Source organism: Streptomyces roseus, assembly GCF_001044425.1.
Taxonomy (GTDB): Bacteria; Actinomycetota; Actinomycetes; order Streptomycetales; family Streptomycetaceae; genus Streptomyces; species Streptomyces roseus.
Genome location: NZ_LFML01000022.1, coordinates 38,417 through 57,034 on the forward strand (window position 1 = coordinate 38,417; position 18,618 = coordinate 57,034).

General features: G+C 74.2%; 18 protein-coding genes. 9 read left to right on the forward strand and 9 right to left on the reverse strand.

Annotated elements, in window-relative coordinates:
- Positions 1–123: 123 nt before the first annotated feature.
- Positions 124–1,257, forward strand: a complete 1,134-nt coding sequence (locus ACS04_RS06260; RefSeq protein WP_048475511.1) for an Rv3169 family protein — start codon at positions 124–126, stop codon at positions 1,255–1,257.
- A gap of 112 nt (positions 1,258–1,369) precedes the next feature.
- Positions 1,370–2,470 (forward strand): phosphotransferase family protein, encoded by a 1,101-nt coding sequence (locus ACS04_RS06265; RefSeq protein ID WP_048475512.1) that lies wholly within the window; start codon positions 1,370–1,372, stop codon positions 2,468–2,470.
- A gap of 27 nt (positions 2,471–2,497) precedes the next feature.
- On the opposite strand, the gene ACS04_RS06270 is transcribed toward ACS04_RS06265, so the two are convergent.
- A complete protein-coding gene (locus tag ACS04_RS06270) occupies positions 2,498–2,944 on the reverse strand; it encodes a hypothetical protein (RefSeq protein WP_048475513.1) in 447 nt (148 codons plus the stop codon).
- 217 nt (positions 2,945–3,161) lie between these two features.
- On the opposite strand from ACS04_RS06270, the gene ACS04_RS06275 reads away from it, so the two are divergent.
- From ACS04_RS06275 to fxsA, 4 genes are all read left to right on the forward strand, one after another.
- Positions 3,162–3,602 (forward strand): Lrp/AsnC family transcriptional regulator, encoded by a 441-nt coding sequence (locus ACS04_RS06275; protein WP_030011705.1) that lies wholly within the window; start codon positions 3,162–3,164, stop codon positions 3,600–3,602.
- Positions 3,603–3,669: 67 nt separating this feature from the next.
- Positions 3,670–5,304, forward strand: coding sequence for an amidohydrolase (locus ACS04_RS06280; RefSeq protein ID WP_048475514.1), 1,635 nt, complete (start codon positions 3,670–3,672; stop codon positions 5,302–5,304).
- 325 nt (positions 5,305–5,629) lie between these two features.
- On the forward strand, positions 5,630–6,430 hold the full coding sequence (locus ACS04_RS06285) for a polyprenol monophosphomannose synthase (RefSeq protein ID WP_048475515.1): 801 nt from the start codon (positions 5,630–5,632) through the stop codon (positions 6,428–6,430).
- A gap of 60 nt (positions 6,431–6,490) precedes the next feature.
- Complete coding sequence (gene fxsA, locus ACS04_RS06290; RefSeq protein ID WP_048475516.1) at positions 6,491–7,093, forward strand: FxsA family membrane protein; 603 nt, start codon at positions 6,491–6,493, stop codon at positions 7,091–7,093.
- Between the two features lie 113 nt (positions 7,094–7,206).
- Here fxsA and ACS04_RS06295 read toward each other — a convergent pair whose 3' ends face one another.
- From ACS04_RS06295 to ACS04_RS06305, 3 genes are all read right to left on the reverse strand, one after another.
- The gene (locus ACS04_RS06295) at positions 7,207–7,581 is read right to left on the reverse strand and encodes an RNA polymerase-binding protein RbpA (RefSeq protein ID WP_007262928.1); all 375 of its coding nucleotides are present in this window, start codon (positions 7,579–7,581) and stop codon (positions 7,207–7,209) included.
- Between the two features lie 334 nt (positions 7,582–7,915).
- Positions 7,916–9,295 (reverse strand): MFS transporter, encoded by a 1,380-nt coding sequence (locus ACS04_RS06300; RefSeq protein ID WP_048475517.1) that lies wholly within the window; start codon positions 9,293–9,295, stop codon positions 7,916–7,918.
- A 67-nt stretch (positions 9,296–9,362) separates the two neighbouring features.
- The gene (locus ACS04_RS06305) at positions 9,363–10,133 is read right to left on the reverse strand and encodes a glycerophosphodiester phosphodiesterase family protein (protein ID WP_048475518.1); all 771 of its coding nucleotides are present in this window, start codon (positions 10,131–10,133) and stop codon (positions 9,363–9,365) included.
- 182 nt (positions 10,134–10,315) lie between these two features.
- Here ACS04_RS06305 and ACS04_RS06310 point away from each other — a divergent pair, with 182 nt between their 5' ends.
- A complete protein-coding gene (locus ACS04_RS06310; protein ID WP_048475519.1) occupies positions 10,316–11,818 on the forward strand; it encodes an SCO1417 family PLP biosynthesis transcription factor in 1,503 nt (500 codons plus the stop codon).
- A 13-nt stretch (positions 11,819–11,831) separates the two neighbouring features.
- Here ACS04_RS06310 and ACS04_RS06315 read toward each other — a convergent pair whose 3' ends face one another.
- A complete protein-coding gene (locus ACS04_RS06315; protein WP_048475520.1) occupies positions 11,832–13,523 on the reverse strand; it encodes a P-loop NTPase family protein in 1,692 nt (563 codons plus the stop codon).
- 43 nt (positions 13,524–13,566) lie between these two features.
- A complete protein-coding gene (locus tag ACS04_RS06320; protein ID WP_048475521.1) occupies positions 13,567–13,761 on the reverse strand; it encodes a hypothetical protein in 195 nt (64 codons plus the stop codon).
- Positions 13,762–14,053: 292 nt separating this feature from the next.
- Here ACS04_RS06320 and ACS04_RS06325 point away from each other — a divergent pair, with 292 nt between their 5' ends.
- Both ACS04_RS06325 and ACS04_RS06330 read left to right on the forward strand, forming a co-directional pair.
- On the forward strand, positions 14,054–14,476 hold the full coding sequence (locus tag ACS04_RS06325) for an ankyrin repeat domain-containing protein (RefSeq protein ID WP_048475522.1): 423 nt from the start codon (positions 14,054–14,056) through the stop codon (positions 14,474–14,476).
- Positions 14,477–14,820: 344 nt separating this feature from the next.
- A complete protein-coding gene (locus ACS04_RS06330; protein ID WP_048475523.1) occupies positions 14,821–16,218 on the forward strand; it encodes a hypothetical protein in 1,398 nt (465 codons plus the stop codon).
- Between the two features lie 144 nt (positions 16,219–16,362).
- Here ACS04_RS06330 and ACS04_RS06335 read toward each other — a convergent pair whose 3' ends face one another.
- From ACS04_RS06335 to ACS04_RS06345, 3 genes are read right to left on the reverse strand one after another with little or no spacing between them, the layout of a single operon-like run.
- Entirely contained in the window at positions 16,363–17,244 is an 882-nt protein-coding gene (locus tag ACS04_RS06335; protein WP_048475524.1) for a 5-oxoprolinase subunit C family protein, read from the reverse strand.
- On the reverse strand, positions 17,244–17,858 hold the full coding sequence (locus ACS04_RS06340) for a 5-oxoprolinase subunit B family protein (RefSeq protein ID WP_048475525.1): 615 nt from the start codon (positions 17,856–17,858) through the stop codon (positions 17,244–17,246). Before ACS04_RS06340 ends, ACS04_RS06335 begins: the two co-directional genes overlap by 1 nt.
- On the reverse strand, positions 17,855–18,613 hold the full coding sequence (locus tag ACS04_RS06345; RefSeq protein ID WP_048475545.1) for a LamB/YcsF family protein: 759 nt from the start codon (positions 18,611–18,613) through the stop codon (positions 17,855–17,857). Before ACS04_RS06345 ends, ACS04_RS06340 begins: the two co-directional genes overlap by 4 nt.
- Positions 18,614–18,618 lie beyond the last annotated feature (5 nt).

The following is an 18,618-nucleotide window of genomic DNA, read 5'->3' on the forward strand; positions in this document are numbered from 1 at the left end:
GAGCCGCGGCGCCCACGTGGCCAGACGTGCCGGGGTGTCAGGGAGTGACAGAACCCTGGCCCCGAGCCCAGTATCTGACGTACCGTCATATCCGCCCGAGCCCGCCGCCCCTGGAGGTTTGCCATGCCCGCGGACCGACCCGTGCCCCTCGACGAATACCCCGTCCACCAGGCGCCCTTGTCGATGAAGCACCTGGTCACCGGTGACCGGAACGCCTACGACCGCTGCATCTTCCACGTCTTCGACCACGCAGGCCGCGCCGTCCTCATCCTCGGCCTCGGCGTCTACCCCAACGCCGGGGTCATCGACGCCTATGCCACCCTGCGCACCGGCGACGAACTCCTCGCCGTCCGCGCCTCAGACGCTCTCACCGACGACCGCATGAACCTCTCCGTCGGCCCGCTGCGGATCACCGTCGACGAACCCCTGAAGCGGATCACCCTGCGCTGCGATCCCGACCCCGCCGACCCCGAGGGGCTCTCGTACGACCTCACGTGGACCGCCGAGTTCCCCGCCGTCTGGGAGCCGCACCACGTCCAGCGGCGCGGCGACCGGCTCATCCTCGAAGGCCGCCGTTTCGTCCAGGCGGGCCACGTCACCGGCACCCTCCGCGCCAAGGGGGAGGAGTACGCCCTCACCCCCGGCGAGTGGACCGGCACCCGCGACCGCAGCTGGGGCGTGCGCCCCATCACCGGGGAGGACGGCGGCCGCGCCGCCGAGGACCACCGGCCCGAGGGCTTCCACTGGCTCTGGATACCCGTCCGCTTCGAGGACCGCTTCCTCATGGTCATCGCCCAGGAGGACGCCGACGGCCACCGCACCCTCAGCGAGGCCGTCCAGGTCTTCCCCGAGGACAGCGGCCGCCACGACGTGCAGCTCGGCTGGCCCCAGACCGAGATCCGCTACCGCCCCGGCACCCGCCACCCCGAGAGCGCCGTCGTCCACCTCGCCGACCCCGCCCGCAAACCACTCGAACTCGGCGTCGAGATCCTGAACTCCTCGCCCCTCGCCGTCGGCGCCGGCTACCCGCCCGCCTCCGACTGGCAGCACGGCAGCTGGCAGGGGCGCGGCTGGACCGACCGCCGCGTCTACGACCTCTCCGACCCCACCGCCCACCCCATGGCCGCCTTCGGCGTCACCGACCACTCCGCACGCTTCACCCTCGACGGGCGCACCGGCTTCGGCATCTTCGAACACGGCAGCTTCGGCCGCCACGACCCCAGCGGCTTCACCGACTACGGCTCGGTCGCCCCGTAACAGCCCCCGCACCGGGCTCCGTTACAGCTCCCGTACCAGACCCCGTCACAGCCCCGTACCGGCCCCCGCGACGCCCCGCGACCGCACGAGCCAAGAGAAGGAAGGGGAAGTCATGGCAGCACCGGCACCCCGCCCGCGCACCTCCACCCGCGAACCCGAGGAACTCGGCCGGCGCCTCGCCGCCTGGCTCGACACCGAACTCCCCGGCGCCGAGGTCACGGGCGTCCGCGTCCCCGCGTCCAACGGCATGTCCAGCGAGACCCTGCTCTTCGGCATAGAGCACCCCGACACCCCCGTCCGCGGCTGCGCCCTGCGCCTCGCCGCCGACCCGGCCGCCTACACGGTGTTCCCCACGTACGACATGCCCCGCCAGCACCGCGTGATGAGCCTGGTCCGCGCCCACACCGACCTGCCCGTCCCCCGCGTGCTCTGGCTGGAGCGGGACCCCGCGCCGCTCGGCGCGCCCTTCTTCGTCATGGCCCGCGCCGAGGGCCGGGTCCCGCCCGACGTCATGCCCTACACGTACGAGGGGAACTGGCTGCACTCCGCGAGCGACTCCGAACGCGCCGAGCTCCAGGAGGCGAGCATCTCCCTGCTGGCCCGGCTGCACGACCAGTTCCCCGCCGAGAAAGCCGAGTTCCTCCTGCCCGAGGGCTCCGGCAGCCCGCTGCGCCGCCACGTCGACGCCCAACGCGCCTACTACGCCTGGGTGGTCGAGGGGCTCGTACCCTCCCCGCTGCTGGAGCGGGCCTTCGCACGTCTGGAGGAGCTGTGGCCCGCGGACGAGGGGCCGTCCGTCCTCAACTGGGGGGACGCCCGCATCGGCAACGTCGTCTACCGCGCCGACGGATTCGAGCCCGTGGCCGTCCTGGACTGGGAGATGGCGGCGTACGCCCCGCGCGAGGTCGACCTCGGCTGGACCGTCTACCTCCACCGCTTCTTCCAGGACCTGACGGTCGGCTTCGGCCAGAGCGGCCTGCCCGACTTCCTGCGCCGCGCCGACATCGAGCGCCGGTACGCCGAACTCACCGGTCACACCCCGCGGGACATGGAGTTCCACACCCTGTACGCCGCTCTGCGGCACGGGATCGTGATGCTGCGCATCGCCTACCGGCAGGCCCACTTCGGGGAGGTCGAGCTCCCCGCGGATCCGGATGGCCTGATCCTGCACCACGCGAGCCTCCGGGCGATGGTGCAGGGCACGTACTGGTAAGAGGTCCGGCGGCAGCGCCCCGGACCGTCAGGCGGCCTGCGCGTGCTGCTGTCGCATCTGCGGCAGCAGCGCCGGCGCCGGCATCCGCACGGGACGCGAACCGGGACCGCCGACGTGCGAGAAGGGCTGCGTCCGCCAGTCCAGACCCTGCGGCAGGTCCAGCAGCACGACCTCCAGCTCCTGGGGCTCCACCGGGCCCGCGCCGACCGTCGGCAGCGCGTCGGAGGCGGGACGGCCCGTGCCCGCGCACACCGTGAGCCCGAACGGGTTCCACGGGGTCAGGCAGAGCGCGTGCTCCGGCAGGAACTCCTCGTCCGCGACGAGGGCGATCGACTGGCCGCAGTCCGGGCAGATCGCGTGGTGGATCTCGAAGCCGTCGAACCCGTCGGCGTCTTCGAGGTACTCACCGTCCTCGGCGTCGACGAATTCCAGGGGCTCCGGTTCGGTGCGACCGGCGCGCTTGGTGTTCAGCATGGATGTACTCCCCCTTGGGTGGGCCGGGCGGGCAGTTTCCACGGCCTCGGCCACAGCAAGCACTTCCCTCCGCGCGGCACGAGTAACCACAACATCCCGCCGTACGCCTGCATACCCCTGTGGCCTTGGTCACATGCCTGCCGCAGGTGCCCCTTGTGGGCGGACAGCACTGTGCCTGGAGCGCCCTTGGGCCTTAGGTTGAGCGGCTATGAGCGCAATGGAGGAGCTGGACCGCCAGATCGTGGATCTGCTCGTGCGGGACGGGCGGATGAGCTACACGGACCTGGGCAAGGCCACGGGACTGTCCACGTCGGCGGTCCACCAGCGAGTACGCCGTCTGGAGCAGCGCGGAGTGATCCGCGGGTACGCGGCCGTCGTCGACCCCGAAGCCGTGGGGCTGCCCCTGACGGCCTTCATCTCCGTGAAGCCCTTCGACCCGAGCGCGCCGGACGACATCGCCGACCGGCTGGCCGGCGTACCGGAGATCGAGGCCTGCCACAGCGTCGCGGGCGACGAGAACTACATCCTCAAGGTGCGCGTCGCCACCCCGCTGGAGCTGGAGGACCTCCTGGGCCGCCTGCGCGCCCTGGCCCACGTCTCCACCCGCACCACGGTGGTCCTGTCCACCCCGTACGAGGCCCGCCCGCCCCGCGTGTGACACGCGGGGCGCCGCACCCCCGGGGGGCGCGGTCGAGGCGGGGCGGCGGACCCGCGAAACTGAGGGCATGACAGACCGCACCGCCAGCTCCGCCGATGCCGCCGGAGCCCCCGCATCCGAACGGACCGTCCTCCTGCGCGGCGGCGAGGTGCACAGCCCCGCCGACCCCTTCGCCACCGCGATGGTCGTCGAGCGGGGGCACATCGCCTGGGTCGGCTCCGAAGGCGCCGCAGACGCCTTCGCGCAGGGCGTCGACGAGGTCGTCGACCTCGGCGGCGCGCTCGTCACCCCCGCCTTCACCGACGCGCACGTCCACACCACCTCCGCCGGCCTCGCCCTCACCGGGCTCGACCTCACCGGCGCCGCCTCCCTCGCCGAGGCCCTCGGGCTGGTGCGCGCGTACGCCGCCCGCCGCCCCGCAGACCGGGTGCTCCTCGGCCACGGCTGGGACGCCTCCCGCTGGCCCGAGCGCCGCGCACCCCGCCGCGAGGAGCTCGACGAGGCCGCCGCGGGCCGCCCGCTCTACCTCAGCCGCATCGACGTGCACTCCGCCGTCGTCACCACCGCCCTGCTCGACCTCGTCCCGGCCGTCTCCGTGCGCGGCGACGAGCCGCTGACCCGCGAGGACCACCACGCCGTCCGCAGGGCCGCCCTGGCCGCGGTGACCCCCGCCCAGCGCGCCGAGGCCCAGCGGGCGGCCCTCGACCGGGCCGCCTCCCTCGGCATCGGCTCCGTCCACGAGTGCGGCGGTCCCGACATCTCCTCCCCCGAGGACTTCGCGGACCTCCTGAACCTCGCCCGCGAGCGGCCCGGACCCCGCGTCTTCGGCTACTGGGCGGACACGGACCTCGAACAGGCCACGGCACTCGGCGCCATCGGCGCCGCCGGGGACCTCTTCGTGGACGGCGCCCTCGGCTCCCACACCGCCTGCCTGCACGCCCCCTACGCCGACGCCGGCCACACCGGCACCGGCTACCTCGACGCGGCCGAGGTCGCCGCGCACGTCGCCGCGTGCACCGAGGCGGGGCTCCAGGCCGGGTTCCACGCCATCGGCGACGCCGCCCTCACCGCCGTCGTCGAGGGGGTGCGCGCCGCCGCCCAGAAGGTCGGCCTCGCCCGCGTCCGCGCCGCCCGGCACCGCGTCGAGCACGCCGAGATGATGACCCCGGCCACCATCGCCGCCTTCGCGGACCTCGGCCTCACCGCCTCCGTGCAGCCCGCCTTCGACGCGGCCTGGGGCGGCGAGGACGGCATGTACGCCGACCGGCTGGGCGCGGAGCGCGCCCGTACGCTCAACCCCTTCGCCGCCCTGCTCAAGGCCGGGGTGCCGCTCGCCTTCGGCTCCGACGCCCCGGTGACCCCCTTCGACCCCTGGGGCACCGTCCGAGCGGCCGCCTTCCACCGCACCCCCGAGCACCGGATCTCCGTACGGGCCGCCTTCACGGCCCACACCCGGGGCGGCTGGCGGGCCCTGGGCCGCGACGGCGCGGGGGTGCTCGTCCCGGGCGCCCCGGCCGACTACGCGCTGTGGGAGACCGCCGAACTGGTGGTCCAGGCCCCCGACGACCGGGTCGCCCGCTGGTCCACGGACCCCCGTTCGGGGACGCCCGGGCTGCCCGACCTGACCCCGGGCCGCGATCTGCCCGTGTGCCTCGCGACCGTGGTCGGCGGGCGGGAGGTATTCGTACGGCCACAGGGGTGATCCGGTCGGCCTCGGTTCGGTACCGGCGCTTCGACCCGGATAGGTTCGGCCGGGTCCACCACCGGACGTCCGGACCGGGCGGATCCGTCTGCTCAGCGCGCCCGCGCCTCGGGGGCGAGGGAAGGTTTCGCCGGGACGGTGGTCCCCCCTGCTCCGCAGGATCTCGGGGGAGGGTGGCCCCGGCCGGGGCCCGCGGTCCAGTAGACAACGGTCACGGCGACCCGCAGCCAGCGGGAGCGGGACCGGCCCGAAGGACCGCGGGCCCCGGCCACTGTTCTAAAGTCATCCTCTGAGACGGACGTACAAGAAGACGAAGGCGGACCCAGTGAGCGACGGCGGACAGCGAGGGCAGGGACCGCTCGGCACGGCTTTGGTGATCATCCCGACCTTCAACGAGGCGGAGAACATCGGCCCGATCGTCGGCCGCGTGCGCGCGGCGGTGCCCGAGGCGCACGTCCTGGTCGCCGACGACAACAGCCCCGACGGCACGGGCAAGCTGGCCGACGAGCTGGCGGCCGGCGACGACCACGTGCACGTCCTGCACCGCAAGGGCAAGGAGGGGCTCGGCGCCGCCTACCTCGCGGGCTTCGCCTGGGGCCTGGAGCGCGATTACGGCGTGCTCGTCGAGATGGACGCCGACGGCTCCCACCAGCCGGAGGAACTGCCCAGGCTGCTCACCGCGCTGGCCGGCGCCGACCTCGTCCTCGGCTCGCGCTGGGTGCCGGGCGGCCGGGTGGTCAACTGGCCCAAGAGCCGAGAGTTCCTCTCGCGCGGCGGCTCGGTGTACTCCCGGCTGATGCTGGACGTCCCGATCCGCGACGTGACGGGCGGCTACCGGGCCTTCCGCCGCGAGACCCTGGAAGGGCTGGGCCTGGAGGAGGTCGCCTCCGCGGGCTACTGCTTCCAGGTCGACCTGGCCCGCAGGGCCGTGCGCCAGGGGTTCCGCGTCGTCGAGGTGCCCATCACCTTCGTCGAGCGGGAGTTCGGCGACAGCAAGATGAGCAAGGACATCGTCGTGGAGGCCCTGTGGCGGGTCACCCAGTGGGGGCTCAAGGGCCACGCGGCGAAGCTGACCGGCCACGACAAGCCCAAGAGCGCGGGCGGCGGCCCCGCCCGCACCCCCTAAGGGATGTCCGGTACCTCCGGCTGAGGCAGCTTTTATGCCGCCCCAGGCACACTGGGTGGTATGACGACCGGCGTTCCCCTTTCGACGACCCCCCGACGGCGCTCGCGCGTCCGCACCTTCCTTCCGCCGGCGGTCGCCGCCTGGCTGATCCTGGAGATCTGGCTGCTGAGCCTGGTCGCCGGCGCGGCCGGCGGTCTGACCGTCGCGGCGCTCCTCGCGGGCGGGATCGTGCTCGGCGTCATGGTCATCAAGCGGGCGGGGCGGCGGGCCTTCAGGAACCTGACGAACACCTTCCAGCAGGCACAGCAGGGGCAGCAGCCCACCTCCCGGGGAGCGAAGGCGCAGTCGGGCGGCGGCAGTGGCAACGGCCTCACGATGCTGGCCGGGCTGCTCCTGATCCTCCCGGGCCTGCTCTCCGACGCGGTCGGCCTGCTCCTCCTGATCCCGCCCGTCCGGGCGTGGACCAGCCGGCGCCTGACCGGCTCCTTGGAGCGCCAGATGGCCGTGGCCCCGGCAGGCACTTTCGGTGACGCCTTCCAGCAGGCCCGGATCCACTACCCCGACGGTAAGGTCGTCCAGGGCGAGGTCATCCGGGAGGACGGGCCCCAGCAGCCGCAGCAGCCGGGCCGCGACGCCGGGTACCGGCCGCCGCTGGCGCCCTGAGGGCCGCCGGCGCCCCGCATCCCCGTAGGGACGGAACACGACGGAACAAGCCGAGGGCCCCCGCCACAGTTCGTGGCGGGGGCCCTCGGCTTGTGCTTCGGGACGTCCGGCTGTCAGGCGGACTTGCGGCTGTCCCGCGGATGCACGGCAATGTTCATGGCGCCGGAACGCAGGACCGCCAGCCTCTCGGCCAGCACTTCCTCCAGTTCCTCGCGGGTGCGCCGCTCCATGAGCATGTCCCAGTGCGTTCGCGCGGGCTTGCCCTTCTTCTCTTCGGGCCCGTCCCCGTCAACCAGGAGAGCCATGGCGCCGCACGCCTTGCACTCCCACTCCGGCGGAATCTCTGCCTCAACCGAGAACGGCATCTCAAATCGATGTCCGTTCTGGCATGCGTACTCCACCGCCTGGCGCGGGGCCAGATCGATGCCGCGGTCCGTCTCGTAGCTGGTAACCACGAGCCGCGTACCGCGGAGAGCTCGCTCACTCATGAATCGTGCCTCCCGGGCTTGTCGCCCACAGGACAGGTGTCGCTGTCGTCGTCATCCGGTCAACGTCCGGTCGGCGGTATAGATTCCCGCTCCGGGTGATGCGTCGCCCGTCGTGCCGCCCCTTGTTGTACCCACCAGTGCCCGTTTTGTCACATCTGGCAGCAGATGTCACCCAACGTCTTCAGTTCTTCAGCGCGCAGTAACGGTCCGGCTGGCAGGCCAAAGGCGTACACTACCGGCCCTTCGCTTCAACGTCGAAATCCGTTCGGAATTCGTATGAAGATCCGGGTCCCGCCCGCCGTCCGACCTCCTCCGGAGCGCCTCGCGGATCCGCTCAGATCCGCTCGGGAACAGGATTCCCCGCCGCCTCCACCGCGCGCCGCACCGGCACTCGCGCCAGCAGCACGAAACCCAGTGCGAAGAAGACCACCAACGAGATGATCGCCTGCCGGTAGCTGCCCGTGACCTGGTACGTCAGGCCGAACACCAGCGGTCCGACCCAGCTCACCCCGCGATCGCTCATCTCGTACGCCGAGAAGTACTCGGCCTCCTTGCCCACCGGCACCAGGTGCGAGAAGAGCGAACGCGACAGGGCCTGGCTGCCGCCGAGCACCAGCCCGATCATCGACGCGAGGGCGAAGAACCACACCGGCGCGCCCGCCGGCAGGAAGAACCCGGCGGCCAGCGTGACGGTCCAGGCCACCAGGGATCCGAGGATGGTCTTCTTCGCGCCGTACGACACGGCCAGCCGGCCCATCGCCATCGCGCCCGCCACCGCGAGGATCTGCACCAGCAGCACCGCCGTGATCAGCGTCGAGTCCTCCAGCTTCAGCTCCTGCTTGCCGTACACGGACGCCTGCGAGATCACGGTCTGGATCCCGTCGTTGTACACCAGGTACGCCAGCAGGAACGACAGCGTCAGCGGGTGGCGCCGCATGTCCTTCAGCGTGGCGACGAGCTGCTTCCACCCCGACCCGGCGGGCGCGTGGCCGACGCCCGCCCGGACCACGGCCCGGTCCCGCAGCCTGCGCAGCGGGATGATCGTGAACGCGCCCCACCACAGGCCCGCCGAGGCCAGGCAGATGCGCACCGCCGCGTCCTTGGAGACCCCGAAGGAATCGTGCGACTGGAACAGGACCAGGTTCAGGATCAGGACGAACGCGCCCCCCGTGTAGCCGAACGCCCAGCCGCGCGAGGAGACCGCGTCGCGCTCCTGCGGCTCCGCGATCTGCGGCAGGTAGGAGTTGTAGAGCACCATCGACACCGACATCGCGGCGTTCGCCAGGATCAGCAGGACGCCGCCCAGCAGGTAGCGGTCGCCGCCCAGGAAGAACATCGCGGTGGTCGCCGCGGCGCCGGTGTACGCGGCCGCCGCGAGCAGCGGCTTCTTGCGGCCCGTACGGTCCGCCGCCGCTCCCACCAGCGGCATCGCCAGTACCGCGACGATCACCGAGACCGAGACGGCGTACGCGAAGAACGAGCCGGACCGGACCGGTATGCCCAGGGGGTGGACGAACCCCCGGGCGTCCTGGGCGGCCTCGGCCATCGCCGTGAGGTACGGGCCGATGAACACCGTCAGCACGGTCGACGAGTACACCGAGCAGGCGAAGTCGTAGAAGTACCAGCCGTGCTGCTCGCGCTTGCGGGCCGCCGCCGCGACGGCTCTGCCGTCCTCCGCGCCCGGTTCCGCTTCTTCTGTGGTCTGCGCACTCATGAGTGCCCCCTCGCTGGTCCCCGTACCGCCGCGGCCGCCCCGCCGGACGCGGCGGCCGTACGGGCGGTCAGGCCCAGGCCCCGCGCCGGTCCAGCACCGTGCGCAAGATGTCGATCCGGTCGGTCATGATGCCATCGACTCCCAGGTCGAGCAGCGCCTCCATGCGTTCCGGTTCGTTCACGGTCCACACGTGCACGTGGAGTCCGCGCTCGTGCGCGGTGCGTACGAACCGGCTGTCGACCACGCGGATGCCCGCCTGGGTCTCCGGAACCTGCGCCGCCACCGCCCCGACCCGCAAGGCCGCCGGGATCGCGTACGAGCGCAGCCGCAGGCCGACCACCCCGCGGACCCCGTACGAGGTCGCCAGCCGGGGGCCGGCGATCTTCTGGGCGCGGGCCACCCGGCTCTCCGAGAACGAGCCCACGCACACGCGGTCCCAGACGCCCGCCCGCGCGACCAGGTTGACCAGCGGGTGCAGGGCCGACTCGGACTTGATGTCGATGTTCCAGCGGGCCTCGGGGAACTCCTCCAGGAGCTCCTCGAACAGAGGCAGCGGCTCGGTGCCCGCCACCCGCGCTTCGCGGACCTTGCTCCAGGTCAGCTCCGCGATCCGGCCCTGCCCGTCGGTGACCCGGTCGAGGGTGGAGTCGTGGAAGGCGACCAGCTTCCCGTCGGCGGTCGCGTGCACATCGGTCTCGAAGTACCGGTAGCCCGCGTCGGCTGCCCGCCGGAAGGCGGCGGCGGTGTTCTCCAGTCCGTCCGCGGCACCTCCCCGGTGCGCGAAGGGGATCGGAGCAGGGTGGTCCAGATACGGATGGCGAAGGCGTACGTGCGTCACCCGTCGCAGTATGCACCGTGCGCCCCGTCCGCAGGCGGCCGCCGGACGGCCGCACGGTGAACGCGCCGGCGCCCCCTGGTCCGGGTGGATCCCGGCATGACAGTCTGGGGTGCGCAAGCGTGCCAATACCGGCCCCACCCGGGGTCTGGCGGGGCCAATTCTACGAAGGTGGACCGGACAGCATGGCGCAGTGGACCTCGGCGGTTGGCGCCGCACAGCTCGCCCGTCTCATCACCTCGCAGCAGGAGCGGCCCGGTGTGGCCGGGGCGCGCAAGCTCCCGGCGTACCGGACCCTCGCCGACGGCATCCGGCTGCTCGTCCTCGAAGGCCGCGTCCCCGTCGCCGCCCGGCTGCCCGCCGAGCGCGAGCTGGCCGGCTCCCTCTCCCTCTCCCGCACCACCGTCGCCGCCGCCTACGAGGCCCTGCGCGGGGAGGGCTTCCTGGAGTCCCGCCGCGGCGCCGGCAGCTGGACCTCCGTACCGGCCGGGAACCCGCTGCCCGCCAGGGGGCTGGAGCCGCTGCCGCCCGAGTCCCTCGGGTCGATGATCGACCTCGGCTGCGCCGCGCTCCCGGCGCCCGAGCCCTGGCTCACCAAGGCCGTGCAGGGCGCGCTGGAGGAGCTCCCGCCGTACGCGCACACCCACGGGGACTACCCCGCCGGGCTCCCCGCGCTGCGGCGGATGCTCGCCGACCGCTACACCGAGCGCGGCATCCCCACGATGCCCGAGCAGATCATGGTCACGACGGGTGCGATGGGCGCCATCGACGCCATCTGCAGCCTCTTCGCCGGGCGCGGGGAGCGGATCGCCGTCGAGTCCCCCTCCTACGCCAACATCCTCCAGCTCATGCGGGCCGCCGGGGTGCGGCTCGTACCCGTCGCGATGGCCGACGGGCTGTCCGGCTGGGACATGACGGTGTGGCGCCAGGTGCTGCGCGACGCCGCGCCGCGCCTCGCGTACGTCGTCGCCGACTTCCACAACCCCACCGGGGCGCTGGCCTCGGACGAGCAGCGCCGCGCCATGGTGGAGGCGGCCCGGTCGGCCGGGACGGTCCTCGTCGTCGACGAGACGATGGCCGAGCTCCAGCTGGACCCGGCGCTGGAGATGCCGCGCCCGGTCTGCTCCTTCGACCCGGCGGGGTCCTCCGTGATCACCGTCGGTTCCGCCAGCAAGGCCTTCTGGGCCGGCATGCGGATCGGCTGGGTCCGTGCGGCGCCGGACGTGATCCGCAGCCTGGTCGCGGCCCGCGCCTACGCCGACCTCGGCACGCCGGTGCTGGAGCAGCTCGCGGTGAACTGGCTGATGCGGACCGGCGGCTGGGCGCAGGCCGTGCAGATCCGCCGCGACCAGGCCCGGGAGAACAGGGACGCGCTGGTCGCCGCGGTGCGCCGGGAACTGCCGGACTGGGAGTTCGAGGTGCCGCGGGGCGGGCTGACCCTGTGGGCGCGGGCGGGCGGCCTGTCCGGCTCCCGGCTGGCCGAGGTGGGGGAGCGGGTCGGCGTACGGGTCCCCTCGGGGCCGCGGTTCGGCGTGGACGGGGCCTTCGAGGGCTACGTCCGGCTGCCGTTCACCGTCGGCGGGCCGGTGGCCGAGGAGGCGGCGGCCCGTCTCGCGGCGGCCGCCCGGCTGGTCGGCACGGGCGCGGCCGGGAACACGGCGGAGCCCCCGCGCACGTTCGTGGCGTAGCGGGGCGGGCGGCTCAGGGGCCCACCGGCCAGGGGCCGCGGGCCGGCGGGGTCTCGGCCGGGACCTCCTCGGCGTCGTCGAACGCCTCCAGCTCGTCCAGCTCGGGGTCGAGCGACAGGCCCTGCGCCCGGGCCGGCGGCTGGACGATGTGCAGCGGCTTCGCCAGCGCCACCCGGCCCGGCCCGCCCGGGGACGGCACCTGCCGCCCGGGCAGCAGCTCCAGCACCGCCTGGCGGTGCCCCGGGTGCGCGGCGTCGTCGTACGGGTCCGGAGTGGCGGGCACCTGCACCCGGTGCACGGGACCCGAGCCGAGCCGCGCGTACCCGCGCCCCGGCGGCACCTGCGCGGTCGGGGTGGTGTGCGGCGGCAGCCCCAGCACGTCGGTGATCTGCTGCGCGGCGGCCGGACCGAGCACGATCCGGGCCCGGGTGTGCTGCCAGACGGCGTCGTTCAGCAGCTCCAGATGGTCGAACTGCTCGGCCACCACGACCGTGACGTGCGCGGCGCGCCCGTGCCGCAGCGGCACCTGGAGCTGGGCGAGCGGGTCCGGGCTCCCCTCGGCCGTCGCGAGGTGGGCGAGCACGCTGGGCCGGTCCAGCAGGATCCACAGCGGCCGCCGGGTGTCCTCCGGCGCCGGCAGTCCGGCCTCGCGGGCCCGGTGCGCCGCGATCAGCCGCCGCTCGGTCTCGCGCGCGGCCCACTCCAGGGTGGCCAGCGCTCCCGCCGGACCGCACTCCACGGCCAGCACGCCCGTACGGCCCGTCAGGCAGGAGAACTCCCCGCTGCCGCCGCCCTCGACGATGAGCACCTCGCCCCCGTGGTGCAGGGCCTGGAGGGCGATCGAGCGCAGCAGGGAGGAGGCTCCGCTGCCGGGCCGGCCGACGGCCAGCAGGTGCGGTTCGGTGGAGCGGGGGCCGGTGCGCCAGATCACCGGCGGCGCGTCGCGCGGCTCGCCGTCCTCCAGCACGGGCAGGGTGCGCTGCACGGCGGTGGCGTCGGTGAAGCCGAGCACCGTCTCCCCGGGCGAGGTGACGAACGGCTGCGCCGCGATGGCCGTGGGCAGCGGCGGGAGCACCGTCAGGTCGAGCTGGTTGGCCTCCTCGTCCCATTCGAAGAGGTACTCCCGGCCGCGCCCGGACTTGGCGTGGAGCACGGTCTCGATCCTGGCCCGCGAGGCGGCCTCGCCATCGGTGAAGTAGGCGGGGTAGCGGATGCGGAGCCGGGTGACGCGGCCGGCCTCGTCGAAGGCGTGGCCGCTGAAGGCCTTGTCCCACTCCCCGCCGTGGGCGAAGAGCGGGTTCGGGTCCTCGGGGATGGAGAAGTACGGCACGAGCGCCTCGTACAGGGCGCCGAGCCGTTCGGTCTCGGCCTCGCTCGGCCCGGTCTTGACCGGGGTCCGGTCGCGGCCGTGCCAGGCCGCCGCCGCCATCAGGGTGACGAGGGCGATCAGGGGCCCGTAGGGGACGAGGGCGACCACGAGGACGCAGGCGGCCCCCAGGAACAGCGCGGGACCACGCTTGTCCTTGGCCGTCTGCGTCCACTTGCGCCGCCCGGCCGAGGCCAGGACGCGCAGGCCGCGCCCGATGACGAGGAGCGGATGGAGGACGTCCGTGGCGCTGTCGGCGGCCGTGCGCGCGAGGTCGCGGCCCCGTGCCAGCGGCGTGGTGCCGTTGCTGAGGATGCGGGGGAGTGGGCGCCGGGCCACGGTCGTCTCCTGGAGTCGGGGTTGCTGAACGGTGGGGCCGGGGTCAGAGCTTGATCCCGCCGAGCAGGCTCGCGAGGCTCGCCGTGCTCGCCGTGATGCTGGGGGCGATGGCGGAGCCCGCCAGGAAGAAGCCGAACAGCGAGCAGACGAACGCGTGGGACAGCTTCATCCCGTCCTTCTTGAAGAAGAGGAAGGCGATGATGCCGAGCAGGACGACGCCTGAGATGGACAGGATCATGAGAGGTTCTCCTGGTGGGTGGGGACGGTCACCATCAGTTGTTCCAGGCTCACAGGAAGTATCAATGCGATAAAAGGTGCATACGGGTGAATCCCGGCTTTTTTCACTTGACCGGCGCAGCCCGGGTGGCGCGTCCGCCGCGGAGGGGATCCTTGCCTCGGCCGGGCCCCCGTATGTGCAGGTCCGGGCGCTACTCTGGCGATTCACCCGTACGGTCGCCGTGCCGTACGCCCCCCTGCCCGCCCGGCCCGGGGGATCTCACGTCAACAGCGAGTGGAAGGCGGTACGACAGATGAGCGAGCACGAGCCCACCCAGGGCGGCTCCCAGGGCGCTCCCGACGAGGACGTCATCGAGCTGGCCACCAAGATCTTCGACCTCGCCCGGCAGGGTGAGACCGAGACGCTCACCGCGTACCTGGACGCCGGAGTCCCGGCGAACCTCACCAACGACCGGGGCGACACCCTCGTGATGCTCGCCGCCTACCACGGCCACGCCGCCACCGTCACGGCCCTGCTGGCCCGCGGCGCGGAGGCCGATCGCGCCAACGACCGCGGCCAGACCCCGCTCGCCGGCGCCGTCTTCAAGGGCGAGGGGGCCGTCATCCGCGCGCTGCTCGCCGGCGGGGCCGACCCGACCGCCGGGACCCCCTCCGCCGTGGACACCGCCCGCATGTTCGCCAAGGCGGACCTGCTGGAACTGTTCGGAGCCGAGTAGTCCGTTTTTGCCCGTGACCTGGCAGGGTCTGACCGGTCCGCCACCTCACGGAATGGTCACGGCAGCCATAAATGTGGTCGCGGCGCACAAACCGGCTGGGTCATCATGGCGACGGATTAGATTCCCGGACACGGCGGACGGGCAGGAGGGGGCAGGGCACGCCGGGTGTCCGGGCCCATCCCCTGCGCAAACCCGGCCGACGTGGTCGCGGAGCCCCGACGAGAGTGAGAAGGCAATGGTCTACATCGAGCGGAACATGACGGCGGACGTCCTCACATGCTGTTACGCGGCCCTGTGAATCCCGATTCCCGGTTGCGTCCCCAGCTTGATTTGAGGCCATTCCCATGTTCGAACCAGTCATAGCGCCAAGCGGCACCCTGCTCGGGCTCCTCCAGCGGGGCCGGGGCGACGGCACGCTGCACGCCCTCGCGGCGCCCCGGGCGGAGGCCCTCGCGGCCCTGAACCAGTGCGTGGTCAGCGACCCGCGCCAGGACTGGCAGGTCGAGAACCGCTCGCTCTATTACGCACGCCTGTACCTGGATCTCGACGGCCCCCTCGGCGCCATCGAGAGCCACCTCTTCGGCGCCGACGACCTCGTCGACGACTCGGACCACCGGACGGGCCTCGCCCTGTCGGTCCTCGGCCACCTGGCCTCCTACGGCCGCGACGACGCGCTGATGCTGCTGCGCCGCTACGCCGCCTCCGGCGCCAACTGGGCCTGGGCCCTCGACGAGCTCGCCCTGCGCGACGACGACGAGGGGCTGCGCGGCCTCGCCGCGCCCGTGCTCGCCAGGTTCCCGGCCGGCGCCGAGGGCGAGGCGCGGCTGGCCGCCGCCGTCCGCGACGCCTACGAGCCCCGCCCCTGGTGTCTGTGGGAAGAGTCACCCGAGTACGGGGAGCGCCTGCGCGCGGCCCGTCAGCAGGGCTCCTTCGACCGCTGGCAGCGCCAGCTCACCCCGAACGGGCCCCGGCCCGGCTGGGGGGTCCAGGCCGTCTTCGACTGGGCCGCCGAGGGCTTGCGCCGCGGCACCCCGCTGCACGTACCCGCCGCACGCTGCCTGGCCGCCGTCGCCGCGCCCGAGGACCGCTGCGCGATCCTCGCGGCCGCCGCCGGTGCGGGCGGCGAGGCGGCCCGGGCCACCGCCCTGCACCACCTGGTCCTCGCCGAGCCGGAGAACCCGGCCGTGCTGGACCTCATCGAAGCCGCCGGTGACGAGCCGGCCGTCGCCGCCTACGAGCGCATGTGCGGCCCCGCCGCCATCGACCGGGCCCGGCAGTGGATCCACCGCCCCGACGCGCTGGGCGCGGCCGCCGGCGCCCTCCTGGCCGCCCGGGGCGGCCCCGAGGACACCGCACTCGTCCTGGGCGCCCTGCGCTCGACCGTCCGCGGCTGCGGCCCCGACGCCCAGCGGCTGTTCGCCCTGGTCGACGGCGCCGGCCGGCTGTCCATCGGCTGCGCGGCGCCGGTGCTGCGCCACATCTACCGCGAGACGTCCTCCTCCCACCTGCGCGGGCGCGCGGCGCGCGCCCTGGCCAGCACGGACCCCTCCTTCGCCGCCGGCTTCGCCGTCGAATGCCTCTGGGACTGCGAGGAGACCACCCGCGAGGTGGCCGCCCGCCACGCGGAGACGGCCGACGCCCGGGTCGCGCCGCGCCTGCGCCGCCTGGCGTCCGACCCCGCCGAGGAAGAGGACGTCCAGTCCGCGGTACGCAGCCGGATCGCTCCGGAATCGGCCGTGTAGACCCCGGTCGCACACGCTCCCGGCCCGGCCCCCGACGAACGGGGGTCCGGGCCGAGGTGTGTCACGGCCGCCCGGGCGGCGCGACGGCCGCGGGCCCCGCCGCGCGGCGCGTCCCGGGACGGGGGCGCGGCGCCCGCGGACGCTTCAGCGGGCCCGCACGAACCTCACCGGCACCCCCGGCCGCGCCTGCGCCGCCGCGTCGAGCGCCGGACCCGGGGGGACCACCCCCACCACCGGGTAGCCGCCCGTCACCGGGTGGTCGGCGAGGAAGACCACCGGGAGGCCGTCCGGGGGGACCTGGACGGCGCCCAGGACCATCCCCTCGCTCGGGAGTTCGCCACCGCGGCCGCGGACCAGCCGGGGCCCGGCCTCGGTGCGCAGCCCGACGCGGTTCGAGGCCGGCGAGACCCGGAACTCCGCGCGCCACAGCGCCGCCAGCGAAGCCGGCTCGAACCAGTCGGCCCGCGGCCCCGGCCGCAACGGCAGCACCAACCCGGCCCGCGCCCCCGGCGGAGCCGGCGCCCGCGGCACGTCCGCCCCGCGGACCGGATCCGCACCGGCCGGGCCCACCGGCAGGACCACCCCGGCCACCAGGACGGCCGGCCCCAGCCCCGACAGCAGGTCCGTCGAACGGCTGCCCAGGACCGGCGGCACGGCGAACCCTCCCCGCACCGCGACGTAGCTGCGCACCCCCGACTCGGCCCGGCCCACCTCCAGCTCCGCACCGGCCGGCAGCCACACCGGGGCTCCCCATGCCGCCGGCCGACCCGACACCCGTACGGCACAGGGCGCGCCCGTGACCGCCACCGTCACGGGGACCCGGGCCCGCAGGCCCACCCCGTCCAGGGTGGTCTCCAGGGCGGCCGCCCCCGCGGGGTTGCCGAGCAGCCGGTTGGCCAGGCCGAGCGCCCCCGCGTCCAGCGCGCCCGACCTCGGCACGCCCAGGTGGGCGTACCCGGGCCGGCCCAGGTCCTGGACCGTGGTCAGCGCCCCCGCCCGGACCACCTCCAGCGCGGCGCCCGCCATCACGAAGCCTCCTCGAACCGCACCCGTACCCCCGGCGCGAACAGCGCCGCCGGCTCCCGGCCGGGATCCCACAGCACCGCGTCGGCCGTCCCGACCAGCTGCCAGCCGCCGGGGGAGGAGCGCGGGTACACCCCCGCGTACTCGCCGGCGAGGGCCAGCGAGCCCGCCGGGACGACCGTACGGGGCGTGGCCCGCCGGGGGAGGTGGAAGCGCTCCGGCAGCCCCGTCAGGTATCCGAAGCCCGGCGCGAACCCGCAGAAGGCCACCCGGAAGACGGTGTCCCCGACGATCCCGGCGACCTCCCGCCGCGCGACCCCCCACGCCCGGGCCACCTCCGCCAGGTCCGGGCCGTCGTACCGCACCGGGACCGTGACCAGCGGGCCCTCGGTCTCCGCCAGCGGCGGCACCTCCCAGCGCGCGATGCGCTCCGCCAGCGCGCGCGGCTCGCGCACGCCGTCCAGCAGCACCGTCCGCGCCGCCGGAACCACCTCCCGTACGGCGCCCAGCTCGCCCGCGTCCCGCCGCCGCAGCAGCTCGGCGTGGAGCGCCGCCACCTGCTGCGCCGAGCCCACCTCGATCAGCAGCGCCTCGCCGCCCACCACCAGCGGCCTCACGCGAAGGCCTCCGTGCGGACGCCCGCGGCGGCCAGCGCCTCGCGGACCCGCAGGGCGAGCCCGGCCGCCCCCGGGGTGTCCCCGTGCAGGCAGAGCGAGCGCGCCCGCAGTGTCACCGGGGAGCCGTCGGCGGCCGTCACCACGCCCCGGGTCGCCATCGCGACCGCGCGGGCCACGACCGCCTCCGGATCGTGCAGCACCGCCCCCTGCTCGCCGCGCGGCACCAGCGTCCCGGCCGGCGTGTACGCCCGGTCCGCGAAGGCCTCCGGTACGGCCGGCAGTCCCGCCTCCGCGGCGGCGGACAGCAGCAGCGAGCCCGGCAGGCCGAGCACGGGCAGGCCGGCCGCCCCGGCCGCCATGCGCACCCCGGCGACGACCGCGCCGGCCTGGCCGGGGTCGTGGACCGTGCGGTTGTACAGCGCGCCGTGCGGCTTCACGTACGACACCCGGGAGCCCGCAGCCCGGGCGAAGACCTCCAAGGCTCCGATCTGGTACGCCACTTCGTCGGCCAGCTCGCCCGCCGGCACGTCCATCGAGCGCCGGCCGAAGCCCGCCAGATCGCGGTAGGAGACCTGCGCCCCGATCCGCACGCCGCGCTCCGCGGCCAGCGCGCAGACCCGGCGCATGATGGACGGGTCGCCGGCGTGGAAGCCGCACGCCACGTTCGCGCTCGTGACGACGGACAGCAGGGCGTCGTCGTCGGTCAGCGTCCAGCGCCCGAAGCCCTCGCCGAGATCGGCGTTGAGGTCGATCAGAGGTG